This is a genomic window from Actinosynnema sp. NPDC004786 (assembly GCF_053601135.1).
Map to the genome: position 1 here is coordinate 509 of NZ_JBSGBG010000086.1, position 12,857 is coordinate 13,365.

9 protein-coding genes are annotated in these 12,857 nt (G+C 76.6%); all 9 read left to right on the top strand.

What is annotated here, in order from left to right; all coding sequences use genetic code 11:
• The first annotated feature begins 341 nt into the window (after positions 1 to 341).
• The 9 genes from ACWEFJ_RS38455 (at position 342) to ACWEFJ_RS38495 (ending at position 12,624) form a co-directional block, all read left to right on the top strand.
• Positions 342 to 1,586 (top strand): MFS transporter, encoded by a 1,245-nt coding sequence (locus tag ACWEFJ_RS38455; protein WP_449716817.1) that lies wholly within the window; start codon positions 342 to 344, stop codon positions 1,584 to 1,586.
• A 107-nt stretch (positions 1,587 to 1,693) separates the two neighbouring features.
• Positions 1,694 to 3,679: a primosomal protein N' gene (locus ACWEFJ_RS38460; protein ID WP_449716818.1), complete on the top strand. Its 1,986-nt coding sequence runs from the start codon at positions 1,694 to 1,696 to the stop codon at positions 3,677 to 3,679.
• 79 nt (positions 3,680 to 3,758) lie between these two features.
• Positions 3,759 to 5,546 (top strand): gamma-glutamyltransferase, encoded by a 1,788-nt coding sequence (gene ggt / locus ACWEFJ_RS38465; RefSeq protein WP_449716819.1) that lies wholly within the window; start codon positions 3,759 to 3,761, stop codon positions 5,544 to 5,546.
• 362 nt (positions 5,547 to 5,908) lie between these two features.
• Positions 5,909 to 6,076 (top strand): hypothetical protein, encoded by a 168-nt coding sequence (locus ACWEFJ_RS38470; RefSeq protein WP_449716820.1) that lies wholly within the window; start codon positions 5,909 to 5,911, stop codon positions 6,074 to 6,076.
• 47 nt (positions 6,077 to 6,123) lie between these two features.
• On the top strand, positions 6,124 to 6,666 hold the full coding sequence (gene def, locus ACWEFJ_RS38475; protein WP_378096511.1) for a peptide deformylase: 543 nt from the start codon (positions 6,124 to 6,126) through the stop codon (positions 6,664 to 6,666).
• Between the two features lie 155 nt (positions 6,667 to 6,821).
• Entirely contained in the window at positions 6,822 to 7,751 is a 930-nt protein-coding gene (gene fmt, locus ACWEFJ_RS38480) for a methionyl-tRNA formyltransferase (protein ID WP_449716821.1), read from the top strand.
• Positions 7,748 to 9,175, top strand: coding sequence for an RsmB/NOP family class I SAM-dependent RNA methyltransferase (locus ACWEFJ_RS38485; RefSeq protein ID WP_449716822.1), 1,428 nt, complete (start codon positions 7,748 to 7,750; stop codon positions 9,173 to 9,175). Before fmt ends, ACWEFJ_RS38485 begins: the two co-directional genes overlap by 4 nt.
• Before the next feature lie 215 nt (positions 9,176 to 9,390).
• A complete protein-coding gene (locus ACWEFJ_RS38490; protein WP_449716823.1) occupies positions 9,391 to 9,909 on the top strand; it encodes a flavoprotein in 519 nt (172 codons plus the stop codon).
• Positions 9,910 to 9,945: 36 nt separating this feature from the next.
• Positions 9,946 to 12,624, top strand: a complete 2,679-nt coding sequence (locus ACWEFJ_RS38495; RefSeq protein WP_449716824.1) for a LuxR C-terminal-related transcriptional regulator — start codon at positions 9,946 to 9,948, stop codon at positions 12,622 to 12,624.
• Positions 12,625 to 12,857: the final 233 nt, after the last annotated feature.

Below are 12,857 nucleotides of genomic sequence, written 5' to 3' on the forward strand. Positions count from 1 at the left end.
GGGTGCCACTGCGGCGGGTTTCGCCGGTCCCGGGTGCCACTGCGGCGGGTTTCGCCGGTCCCGGGTGCCACTGCGGCGGGTTTCGCCGGTCCCGGGTGCCACTGCGGCGGGTTTCGCCGGTCCCGGGAGCCGCTGCGGCCGGCTCCGCAGGCCGGGTGCCACTGCGGCCGGATTCGCCGGTCCCGGGAACGGCTGGAGCCGGCTCCGCTCGCCCCGGAGAGCATCGCGGCTCCCGAAGCCTCCGCAGCCGGCCCGGTCGCCCCGGAGGCCATCGCGGCCGGAGCATCGCGGCCGGCTCCGTGACGCCCGGACTGTCGGTGGGCGCCGGCAGGTTGCCGTCCGTGACCCGCCCCGTGACCGGCCCCGTGCCGCCGCTGCTGCGCAACCCGGCGTTCCGCCGGTACTTCCTCGCCCGCACGTCCTCCCACCTCGGCGACGGCCTGATCTCGATCGCCCTCCTCTTCGGCTCGCTCCGCCTCGGCGCGTCCCCGACCGACCTCGGCCTCGTGCTGCTCGCCGGCCGGCTCCCCGTGGTCGTCTTCACGCTCGCCGGCGGGGTGGTCGGCGACCTCCTGCCCCGCCGCGCCGTCATGCTCGCCGCCGACGTCGTCCGCTGCGCCTCCCAGGGCCTCACGGCCGCCCTGCTCCTCACCGGGACCGCGGCCCTCTGGCACCTGGCCGCCCTGCAGGCGGTGGCGGGCGCGGCGCACGCGTTCTTCACCCCCGCGGCGGCCGGGCTGGTCGCCGACGTCGTCCCCGAATCGCAACGCCGACAGGCCAACGCCCTGGTCAACGCCGCCCAGAACGCCGCCACGCTCATCGCGCCCGTGGTGTCGGCCGCGCTCGTGGCCACGGTCGGCCCGGGTGTGTCGTTCGCCGTGGACGCGGCCACGTTCGCGGTCAGCGCCGCCGCGCTCCTCACCCTCCGGGCCCCGGACCGGCCGGTGCCGCGACGCCCAGCCCCCCTCGACGCCGTGCGGCACGGGTGGCGCGACTTCCGCTCCCGCCCCTGGTTGCAGGCGACCGCGGTGCAGGTCGCCGTCATCAACGGCGTCTGCATCTCCCCGTTCCTGGTGCTCGGGCCGATCGTCGCCGACCAGCGCCTGGGCGGCCCCCTGGCCTGGGCGTTCATCGGCAACGGGTACGCCGTCGGCGCGTTGCTGGGCAGCACCGCCGCCCTGCGCCGGCGACCGCGACGCCCGCTGCGGGTCGCGGTCACGATCCCCGCCGCCCTCGCCCCGCTGCTGGTCCTGCTCGCGGCCGGCGCGCCCACGGCGGTGCTCGCCGCGGCCGCCGTCCCGGCCGGGGCGCAGTCCGCCCTGTACGCGGTGCTCACCGACACCGCGCGGCAGGTGCACGTGCCCGCCGACCTGGTGGCGCGGGCCACCGGCTTCTCGACCGTCGTCGGCCTGGCCGCTGCGCCGGTGGGCATGGCGCTGGCGGGACCGGCGGCGGAGCGCGTCGGCACCGGCACCGTGCTCGTCGTCGGCGCGGCGGTCGCCGTGCTGAGCGCGCCGCTCGCGCTCGCCGTCCGCTCGGTCCGCGACCTCCCGGCCGAACCGGAACCCACGACCACCCGGACGTGATCTTGCCCTGTCCGAACAAGTGTTCGATAATGGGCGCATGACTCCACGTCCCGTCCACCGGCCCCGGGTTGTGAGCGGCCCGGTCGGTCTCTGGTAGACCTCCTCCCGTGGCGGGCAAGGCGACTACCAGGCGCGGCGAGCGGGTTCCCGCCGCCGTGCTGCCGGTCGCCCGCGTGTGCGTGGACGTGCCGCTGGCCCACCTCGACCGGCCGTTCGACTACCAGGTGTCCACCGAGCAGGACGCCGACGCGGTGCCCGGCTGCCGGGTCCGGGTCCGGTTCGCGGGCCAGCTGGTGGACGGCTACCTGCTCGAACGGGTGGAGTCGTCGGAGTACGAGCGGAAGCTGACGTTCCTCGACCGGGTGATCTCGCCCGAGCCGGTGCTCGCCCCGGAGGTGGCCGAGCTGGCGCGGGCGGTGGCGGACCGGTACGCCGGGTCGTTGATCGACGTGCTGCGGATGGCCATCCCGCCCCGGCACGCGCGGGTGGAGGCCAGGCCCTCCGGCGAGCCCGCGCCGGCGCCCGAGCCGCCGTCGGACGAAGGCTGGGCGCGGTACCCGTTCGGGCCGAACCTGCTGGACGCGCTGCGCTCGGGCCGGGTCGCGCGGGCGGTGTGGCAGGCCCTGCCCGCCGAGGACTGGCCCGCCCGCCTGGCCGAGGCGGCGGCGTCGGTGGCGAGCACGGGCCGGGGCGCGCTGGTGGTCGTGCCCGACCACCGGGACCTGGCCCGGCTGCACGCGGCGTGCGCGGCGCTGGTGGGCGAGGCGGGCGTGGTCACGCTGTCGGCCGACCTCGGGCCGTCCGAGCGGTACAAGCGGTGGCTGGCCGTGCGGCGCGGCGCGGTCCGGGTGGTGCTGGGCACGCGCGGCGCGGCCTTCGCGCCGGTGCGCGACCTCGGGCTGGTGGCGGTCTGGGACGACGGCGACGACCTGCACGCCGAGCCGAGGATGCCGTACCCGAACGTCCGGGACGTGCTGGTGCAGCGCTCCCACCTCACCGGGGCGTCCCTGCTGGTCGGGGGGTTCGCCCGGACCGCGGAGGCGCAGTTGCTGGTGGACAGCGGCTGGGCGCACGAGGTGGTCGCGGCCCGGGACGCGCTGCGGTCCGTGGCGCCGCGGGTCGCGGCGGTGGGCGACCACGAGTGGCAGGAGGTCAAGGACCCGGCGGCCCGGTCCGCCCGGCTGCCGTCGATCGCGTTCGACGCGGCCCGCGCCGCGCTGTCGGCGGACACCCCGGTGCTGATCCAGGTGCCGCGGCGCGGCTACGTCCCCGCCCTGGCGTGCGGTCAGTGCCGGTCGCCCGCCCGGTGCCGCCGGTGCGCGGGCCCGCTGGCCCTGCCGGGCGGCACGCAGGACGGCGTGCCCAGGCCCGCCTACTGCCGGTGGTGCGGCGCGACGGAGGCGGCGTACCGCTGCCCGAACTGCGGTTCCCGGCGGTTGCGGGGGCAGGTCATCGGCGCGCGGCGCACGGCCGAGGAGCTGGGGCGGGCGTTCAGCGGCGTCCCGGTCCGCACGTCGGGCGGTGACGAGGTGCTGTCGACGGTGCCGGGCGGCAGGTCCCTGGTGGTGGCCACGCCGGGGGCGGAACCGCTCGCGGAGGGCGGCTACGGCGCGGCCCTGCTGCTGGACGGGTGGGCGCTGCTCGGCCGGGCCGACCTGAGGGCGGCGGAGGAGACGCTGCGCCGCTGGATGACGGCGGCGGCCCTGGTCCACGCGGCCGGCCGGGTGGTCGTGGTCGCCGACTCCTCGCTCGCCCCGGTGCAGGCCCTGGTCCGCTGGGACCCGGTGTGGCACGCCCGGCAGGAGCTGGCCGCCCGGACCGAGCTGGGCTTCCCGCCCGCCGTGCGGATGGCGACCGTGGACGGCGCGCCGGACGCCCTGGCCGGGGTCCTGGAGGAGCTGCGCCTCCCGCCGACGGGCGAGGTGCTGGGCCCGGTGCCGCTGTCGGAGGACAGGGAACGCGCGCTGGTCCGGGTGTCCCGCGCCGAGGGGCGGGCGCTGGCCGCGGTGCTGGGCGAGGTCCTGGCCGTGCGCAGCGCGCGCAAGGAGCCCGACGTGGTCCGGGTGAAGCTGGACCCCCTCGAAGTCCTCTGAACCGCGCCCGTCACCCGACCCGGTCAAGTCCGACCCCGCGGAGGTACAGCTTTCCGGCGCGGTGGAGTAGAAGGGAACGATGCTCCGGTCGACTGTCACCAGCGTCCTCGCATCACTCCTGGTCCTGCCGCTCCTGTCCACCGCCGCCTCGGCCCGCACCGCTGCCGACGCGCCGCGCGTCCCCGAAGCCGTCGGCTTCGGCGGCGTCGTGTCCAGCATCGACCCCGACGCCTCGCAGATCGGCGTCGACGTGCTGCGCCGCGGCGGCAACGCGGTGGACGCCGCGGTCGCCGTGGCCGCCGCGCTGGGCGTGACCGACCCGTTCTCCGCCGGCATCGGCGGCGGCGGGTTCCTCGTGCACTACGACGCCCGCACGCACCGCGTGTCCACAGTGGACGGGCGGGAGACCGCCCCCGCGTCCGCCGACGAGAACCTGTTCGTGGAGGGCGGCGCGCCCATCCCGTTCGCCGACGCCGTGACCAGCGGCCTGTCGGTCGGCGTGCCCGGCACGCCGCGCACCTGGCAGCGGGCGCTCCGGGAGTGGGGCACCTGGTCCCTCGACCGGGCCATCCGCCCCGCCGAGGACCTGGCCCGGCGCGGGTTCACCGTCGACGCCACGTTCCACCGCCAGGTCGCCGACAACGCGGCCCGCTTCGCCGACTTCACCTCGACCAGCGCGCTCTACCTGCCCGGCGGCGCGCCGCCCGCGGTCGGCAGCACGTTCCGCAACCCCGACCTCGCCGACACCTACCGCCTGCTGCGCAAGGACGGCGTGTCGGCCTTCTACCGCGGCGAGCTGGCGCGCGACCTGGTCGGCGCGGTCCGCCGGCCGCCGGTGGCCGCGGGCGTGACCCGGCAGGTCCGGCCCGGCGACCTCACCGAGGCGGACCTCGCCCGGTACGACGCGCCGCTGCGCGAGCCGACCCGCGTCCGCTACCGCGGCTTCGACGTGGTGGGCATGGCCCCGCCGTCGTCCGGCGGCACGACCGTCGGCGAGGCGCTGAACATCCTGGAGAACACCGACCTGGGCGCGGAGACCGAGGTCGGCTACCTGCACCGGTTCCTGGAGGCGAGCCGGCTCTCGTTCGCCGACCGCAACCGCTGGGTGGGCGACCCGGCGTTCGGCGACGTGCCGACCCGCGAGCTGCTGTCCCAGCGGTTCGCCGACAGCCGGGCCTGCCTGATCTCGCCGACGGCCGCGATGCCCGGCCCGGTCGCGCCCGGCGACCCGCGCCACCCGACCCCGTGCGCCGCCGCGGGCCAGGCGGTCGAGACGCCGTACGAGGGCACCGACACCACGCACCTGACGGTCGCCGACCGCTGGGGCAACGTCGTCGCCTACACGCTGACCATCGAGCAGGAGGGCGGCAGCGGCATCGTGGTGCCCGGCCGCGGGTTCCTGCTCAACAACGAGCTGACCGACTTCTCGTTCACGCCCGTCACGCCGGGCGTGCCGGACCCGAACCTGCCCGGCCCCGGCAAGCGCCCCCGGTCGTCCATGTCGCCGACGATCGTGCTGCACCACGGCGAGCCGGTGCTGGCGCTCGGCTCGCCCGGCGGCGCGAGCATCATCACCACGGTCCTGCAGGTCCTGACCCGGCGGCTCGACCGCGGCACGCCCCTGGTCGAGGCCATCGCCGCGCCGCGCGCCTCCCAGCGCAACGCGGCGAACACGCAGGCCGAGGCGTCGTTCCTGGCGACCCCCGAGGCGCAGGCGCTGCGCGACCTGGGTCACCGCTTCACCTCGACCGCCGAGATCGGGGCCGCCACCGCGGTCGAACGCCTCCCCGACGGGCGCTGGCGCGCGGCGGCCGAGACGACCCGGCGCGGCGGCGGCGCGGCACGGGCGGTGTGGCCGACGCCGTGACGCGGCGGTGGTCCCGACGTCGTGGCCGGCCTCATCCCGCGGGATGAGGCCGGCCCGCTACTCCGAGCGGACGCCCGCCGACGCCCGTCCGGCGCACCCTGGTGGCAGGACGAGCGACGGAGGAGCGGGACATGACCACGATCACCATGACGACCCCGGTCGGGACCTCGCCCCGGACCCGGTTCGGCGCGGTTCCGGCGACGCGACCGGTGTCCGCGACGCGGGCGGTTGCGGCGGCGGAGCAGGCTTCGACGGCCACGGCCACGGCCACGGCTGCGGCTGCGGCTGCGGCGACGGCTGCGGCGGGCGCTGCCCCGACGACGTGCGCGGCTGCGGTGACGGACGCGGTTCCGGCTGCGGCGGTGGCTGCGGGTGCGGTGGCGGGTCGGGTGTCGGCGGCGGAGCGGGCTTCGGCGGCGGGAGTGGCTGCGGGCACGGGGCTGCGGACGCCGGCGGCGGTGCGGTTCCTGGGCCACCTGGTGGCCGCGCTGGTCGGCGTCGCCTTCCTCGGCCGTGACCTGGAGCACTGAGCGGGCTTTCGTAGACTGGGACTTCCCCCAGGCTGCGAGGAGTGCGCGTGACCGTCCAACCGATCCGGCTGTTCGGCGACCCGGTGCTGCGGACGCCCGCCGTCGAGGTCACCGACTTCGACGCGGAGCTGCGCAAGCTGGTCAAGGACCTGTGGGACACGATGAGCGACGCCGGCGGCGCGGGTCTGGCCGCACCGCAGCTCGGCGTCGGGCTGCGCGTGTTCACCTACCACTGCGACGGGTTCGCCGGGCACCTGGTGAACCCGACGTTCGACGTCGTCGGCGAGGAGGAGCAGGACGGCCCGGAGGGCTGCCTGTCGATCCCCGGCCTGTCGTGGGACTGCCGCCGGCACCGGCACGTGGTGGCCAAGGGCTGGAACATGCACGGCGAGCCGATCGAGGTCGAGGGCACGGACCTGCTGGCGCGCTGCATCCAGCACGAGACCGACCACCTCGACGGCGTGCTGTTCCTCGACCGCCTGGACGACCGGACCCGCAAGGAGGCCATGCGGGCCATCCGGCAGCAGCCGTGGTTCGACGGCGGCGTGCCGACGATCAAGCAGTCGCCCCACCCGCTGTTCGGGGGCTGACGGGCGGCCGGCGCGCTCGCGCGCGAGCCGGCCCGGTGGCGCTCTCCTAGACTTGCGGTCTGCGGTCCCGCAGGAGAAGCGAGGAGAGTGCGTGTTCGTCCACCAAGCCCGGCCGTCCCGTCCCCGTCCCGACGCGCGCCGCGGAGGGGCCTGACATGCGGCTGGTCTTCGCGGGCACGCCCGAGGTCGCGCTGCCGTCGCTGCGGGCACTGCTGGACTCCGACCGGCACGAGGTCGTGGCCGTCGTCACCCGGCCGGACGCCCCGGTCGGCCGCGGTCGCCGGATCGAGCGGTCGCCGGTCGCGGCGCTGGCCGACGAACTCGGCATCGAGGTGCTGACCCCCGCCAAGGCGGGCGACCCGGCGTTCCAGGCGCGGCTGCGGGAGCTGGCGCCGGACCTGTGCCCCGTGGTGGCCTACGGCGCGCTGCTGCCCGAGTCCGCCCTGGCGATCCCGACCCACGGGTGGGTGAACCTGCACTTCTCCGTGCTGCCGGCGTGGCGCGGCGCGGCCCCCGTGCAGGCGGCGGTCCGGCACGGCGACGACATCACCGGCGCGACCACGTTCCGCATCGTCAAGGAGCTGGACGCCGGGCCGGTGTTCGGCGTGGTGACCGAGCGGGTGCGCGACCGGGACACGTCGGGCGACCTGCTGGGCCGGCTCGCCGAGTCCGGCGCGAAGCTGCTGCTGTCCACTGTGGACGGCATCGCGGACGGGACGCTGCGGCCGGTCGAGCAGCCCTCGGAAGGCGTGAGCTACGCGCCGAAGGTGACCGTGGAGGACGCCCGGCTCGACTTCGCCGCGCCGGCCGCCGCCCTCGACCGGATCGCCCGCGCCGTGACGCCGGACCCCGGCGCGTGGGCGGAGTTCCGCGGCGAGCGGCTCAAGCTCGGCCCGGTCCTGCCGGTCGACGACGACGTGCCGCTCGCGCCGGGCGAGATCCGGGTGGAGCGCAGGCGGGTGCTCGTCGGCACGGGCACCGGTCCGGTGGCGCTGGGCGACGTGCAGGCGCAGGGCAAGAAGCGGATGTCGGCGAACGACTGGGCGCGCGGCGTCCGGATCGAGGCGGGGGAACGGATTTCATGACCCAGAGGTCTTCGCGTCCCTCGCGGCCCCGACGGGCGCACCCGCCGCGCGGCCGCACCGGTCCGGCCCGGCCCCCGGCGGAGGACCCGGCGCGGCAGGCGGCGTTGGACACCCTGCGCGCCGTCCGGCAGCGGGACGCCTACGCGAACCTGGTGCTGCCGGGCATCCTGCGGGAACGTCGGATCACCGGGCGTGACGCGGCCCTGGCCACCGAACTGGCCTACGGGGCGCTGCGCGCGCAGGGTTTGCTGGACGCGGTGCTGGCCGCCTGCACCGACCGGCCGCTGTCCGAAGTGGACGGTGCGGTGCTGGACGCGCTGCGGTTGGGCGCGTACCAGCTGCTGCGCACCCGCATCCCGGCGCACGCGGCGGTCGCCTCGACGGTCGACCTGGTGCGGGCGGACCGCGGTTCCGGCGCGGCGGGGTTCGCCAACGCCGTGCTGCGGCGCGTCACCGGGCAGGACGAGGCGGCGTGGGTCGAGGAGGTCGCGCCCGACGAGGACACCGACCCGATCGGGCACGTGGCCATGGCCAACGCCCACCCGAAGTGGATCGCGCAAGCGTTCGCGGAGGCGCTGGGCAGCCGGGGCGAGCCGCTGCGCCGGGCGCTGGCCGCCGACGACGCGCGGCCCGCGGTGCACCTGGCCGCCCGGCCCGGCGAGTGCAGCGCGGACGAGCTGGCCGCCATGACCGGCGGCGAGGTGGCCCCGTACTCGCCGTACGGGGTGCACCTGGACGCGGGCGCGGGCGACCCCGGCGACCTGGACCCGGTGCGCGAGCGGCTGGCGGCGGTGCAGGACGAGGGCAGCCAGCTGTGCGCGGTGGCGTTGACCAGGGTGCCGGTCGAGGGGCCGGACGAGCGGTGGCTGGACCTGTGCGCGGGACCGGGCGGGAAGGCCGTGCTGCTGGGTTCGCTGGCGCGGCTGTCCGGCGCGTCGCTGGACGCGGTGGAGAAGGCCCCGCACCGGGCGGACCTGATCCGCAAGGCCGCGGGCGACCTGCCGATCACCGTGCACGTCGCGGACGGCCGCGAGTCGGGGCTGCCCGAGGGCGGGTTCGACCGGGTGCTGGTGGACGCGCCGTGCACCGGGTTGGGCGCGTTGCGGCGTCGGCCGGAGGCGCGGTGGCGGCGGCAGCCGTCGGACGTGGCCCCGTTGGCGCGGTTGCAGCGCGAGTTGTTGACGTCGGCGTTGAGCCTGGTCAGGCCGGGTGGCGTGGTGGCGTACGTGGTGTGCTCGCCGCACCTGTCCGAGACGGTGGGCGTGGTGGCCGACGTGGTGCGGCGCACCGGGGTGGAGCGGGTGGACGCGCGCGAGTTCTTCCCCGGCGTGCCGGGGTTGGGCGACGGGCCGCAGGTCCAGCTGTGGCCGCACGAGCACGGCACGGACGCCATGTTCTGCGCCATCCTGCGGCGGCCCGTGTGACCGGTGGGGGTTCGGGCGGGTCGGTCGGCGGGGCTGGTGACGCGGTCGGCGGTCGAGCGGCCGGCGGCGGGTCGGTCGGCGGTGGGTCTGCCGGTGATGGGTCTGCCGGTGGTGCGGGCGGCGGGTCGGTCGGCGGTCGAGCGGCCGGCGGTGGGTCTGCCGGTGGCGCGGTTGGCGGGTCGGTCGGCGGTGGGGCGGCCGGAGGGGCGCGGCCCGTGCTCGGGCTCGTCGCGTCGGCGGCGGGCGGGGTGGAGCGGTGGTTGGTCGACGGGCTCGCCCGGCCCCTGTCGCGGCGGTGGCGGTTGGCGGTCACGTTGACGCCGTCGGTGGCGCGGTGGCTCGAACCGCAGGTGGCCGCGCTCCAGGCGTTGACCGACCTGCCGGTGCGGTGGACCTCCCGGTTGCCCACCGAGCCCAAGCCGCACCCGGTGCCGGACGCGTTCGTGTTCGCGCCGGCCACCGCGAACTCGCTGGCGAAACTCGCCCTCGGGATCGGCGACAACCAGGCGCTCACGGTGCTGTGCGAGGCGTTGGGCAGGCGGACCCCGATGGTGCTGCTCCCGCAGTTCTCCGACGACCAGGCCGCCCATCCGGCGTTCGCCGGCCACCTGACCGTGCTGCGCGCCGCCGGAGTGGTGCTCGCGTCCGACCACGGATCGGTGATCCGTGAACTCGATCGGCTCGTGTCATTCGTCGGATCAGGTGAAAACCGTGGTAACGGCGCGAGTGGCTGAATTGACAGTCAGTCGAGACGCGTAGCAGTCTTGATTGTGTCGAAATTGTACGGCCGGGATCGTGAATGGGCTTCGGTTCTCCGCTTCCTGTCCGCGCCCGGTGGCCTGCTGGCCATCGACGGCCCGCCGTGCTCCGGCAAGACCTCCCTGCTGCGCGACGCCGTCGCCGCCGCCCGTGACCGGGGCTACGCCGTCGTGCTCGTCGCCGGCGACCACCTGACCGACGTGCCGGACCGGGTGCCGGACGGGCCGCGTCCGCTGGTCGCGATCGACCAGGCGCACCACGACCCGGCCGCCCTGCTCGCGCTGCTGCCCCGGCTGGCGGAGCGGCGCGTCACGACGCTGCTCGCGCTGTCCTCCGCGCCGGCGGACGCGCATGTCCGGTGCGCGGTCACGGTGTGCGGGGAAGTGCTGCGCCTCGGCCCGCTGGACGACGACGCGGTCGAGCGGATGGTCGCGGACCTGGTGGGCGCGGCGCCGCACCCCGAGCTGGTGTCGCTCGTCGCGGGCGCGGGCGGCGATCCGGGGCTGGTCGCCGATCTCGTGGCCGGGTTGGTCGACGAGGGCAGGGTGGAGGTGCGCGACGGCGTGGCCCGGCCGCGCGGCGGGTGGCCGCCGCGACGGGTCGGGACGGCGGTGGCCGGTCGGGTGGGGGCGTTGTCGCCCAGGGCCGCGCAGGTGCTGCGGGTCGCGGCGGTGGTCGGCCGGTCGTTCCGGTTGCGGGACGTGGCCGTGATGATGGACGAGACCACGGGGTCGCTGCTGCCCGCGGTGGACGAGGTGCTGGCGTCCGGGCTGGTGGTGGCCGTGGAGGAGCGGCTGGAGTTCGCGTCCCACCTGGTGTGGCGGGCGGTCGTGGACTCGATGCCGGGGGCGGTGCGGAACGCGTTGCGGCACGACGCGGAGGTGTTGCGCGTGGTGCCGGCCGAGGCGGACTGGGTGGTCGGGCCCGGGGTGGCCGAGCCGGGGGCCGGTGTGGGCGAGGCGACCGAGTCCGGGGTGGCCGAGTCCGGGGTGGCCGAGGGCGGGGTGGCCGAGGGCGGGGTGGCCGAGGGCGGGGTGGCCGAGGGCGGGGTGGCCGAGTCTGGGGTGGTTGCGCCGGGGGCCGGCGTGGGCGATGTGGCCGGGTCCGAGGTGGTCGAGGGTGGCGGGGTGTCCGGGGTGGGGGGCGACGACCCCGGAGACGCGGCGGTGCGCGCGGTGCGTTCGCTGGCGGTGAGCGGCACGCTCGGCTCGGCCATCGCGTTGGCCCGCGAGAGCCTGGCGCGCGGGGTGCCCGCCGGTGCGGCGGCGGAGCTGCACGTGGTGCTGGCGGGGATCCTGCTGGCCGACGGGCGGCCGGCGGACGCGGCGTCCGAGATGGAGCACGTGCTGACCACGCCGTCCGTGCCGCCGCCGTTGCGCCGGCTGGCGGAGGCGGGTCGGCTGTTGTCGCTGTACTTCGCCACCGGCAGCCGGGCGCGCGCGCACGCGTTGTCGGTGCTGACCACGCGGGACCGGGAACCGGGCGACGCGGACGTGGTGATGGCCGCGACGGTCCACTCGTGCCTGGAGTGGAGCGCCGGGAAGCTCGCCGAGGGCATGTACTGGGGCCGGGAGTCGACCCGGTGGGAGCTGGACCGGCCCACGGCGTGGTGGCAGTCGCAGTCGGCGGTGTCGTTCGCGTTGAAGCTGTCGGCGCTGGGGGAGTTCGAGCAGGCCGAGCGGTTGGTGCGGGACGACGTGTCGTCCGACGACGCGGCGGTGCGGGCCGGCGCGCCGACGGCCCGGACGATCGCGCTGGCCAGGGTGCTGGTCCAGGCCGGGAAGGTGAACCGGGCGCTGGCGGCGGCCCGGCGCGGCCTGTCCACCGCGCGCGACCGGGGGCTGCGGATCCTGGTGCCGTTGGCGTCGACGGTGCTGGCGACGGTGGCGTTGCACCGGGGCGAGGTCGCGGCGGCGGCGGAGCACGTGCGCCGGTACCGGGCGGACCTGGCGGCGGGCGAGGCGGTGCTGCACTCGGGGCAGTACGACTGGGTCGAGCTGCTGCTGGCGCACGCCCAGCACGGGCCGGAGCGGGCGGCCGAGCTGGCGCGGGAGCGGATGGCCGACCTCGACGGCGCGCGGCGGATGCTGATCGAGGAGCCGGGGGCCGCGCCGTGGCTCGTGCGGCAGGCGACGGCCGTGGACGACCGGGAGTTGGGGCGTGAGGTGGTCGGCGCGGTGGAGCGGTTGGCGGCCGACAACCCGGGGTTCGCGGTGGTGGCGGCGGGTGCGGAGCACGCGCGGGCGTTGCTGGAGCGGGACGCGGTGGGGCTGGCGGACGCGGCGCGCCGGCACCGGCACCCGTGGGCCAAGGCGAACGCCTACGCGGACCTCGCGGCGGTGGTGGGCGAGGAGGGGGACGCGGAGCGGGCGGCCGTGCACACCGGGTTCGCTTCGCGGATCTTCGAGCAGATGGGGGCGGAGGGGGAGTTGGCGCGGTTACGGGGGGACGAGGCGGGAGGCGCGGGGGGTGGTGAGGAGTGGCGGTTGTTGTCGGGGGCGGAGCGGGACATCGCGTTGTTGGTGGGGGCCGGGATGACGAACCGGCAGGTGGCGAAGCAGCTCTACCTGTCGCCGCACACGGTGAACTACCACCTGCGGGGGATCTTCCGGAAGCTCGGGATCAGTTCGCGGGTGGAGTTGGCTCGGGTGGCGCACTCGCAGGAGGGGGTGGAGGTGTCGCCGGGGTGAGGTCGGGTGGGTCCGGTGGGTCGGGTGGTGTGGTCGGTGGTGTGGTCGGTGGTGGTGGTGATGGGTGGCGGTGGTCTGCCGGGGGTGGGTCCGGCTCGATTTGACATGGGGCCCGTACGAGCACCCCAGGCAGGCCGTAGCCGGCAGGCCCGGCGGGGAAAAGCGTCCCGCCGGGCCTGCCGGCTCCCGCCCGAAAGGTATATCAAAAGACATAAAAACACTAACGAAAAACT

Excerpts from the sequence above, each read along its gene's own strand:
- ACWEFJ_RS38485 (WP_449716822.1), top strand. The coding sequence starts at position 7,748 with ATGACCCAGAGGTCTTCGCGTCCCTCGCGGCCCCGACGGGCGCACCCG.
- ggt (WP_449716819.1), top strand. The coding sequence starts at position 3,759 with ATGCTCCGGTCGACTGTCACCAGCGTCCTCGCATCACTCCTGGTCCTG.
- fmt (WP_449716821.1), top strand. The coding sequence starts at position 6,822 with ATGCGGCTGGTCTTCGCGGGCACGCCCGAGGTCGCGCTGCCGTCGCTG.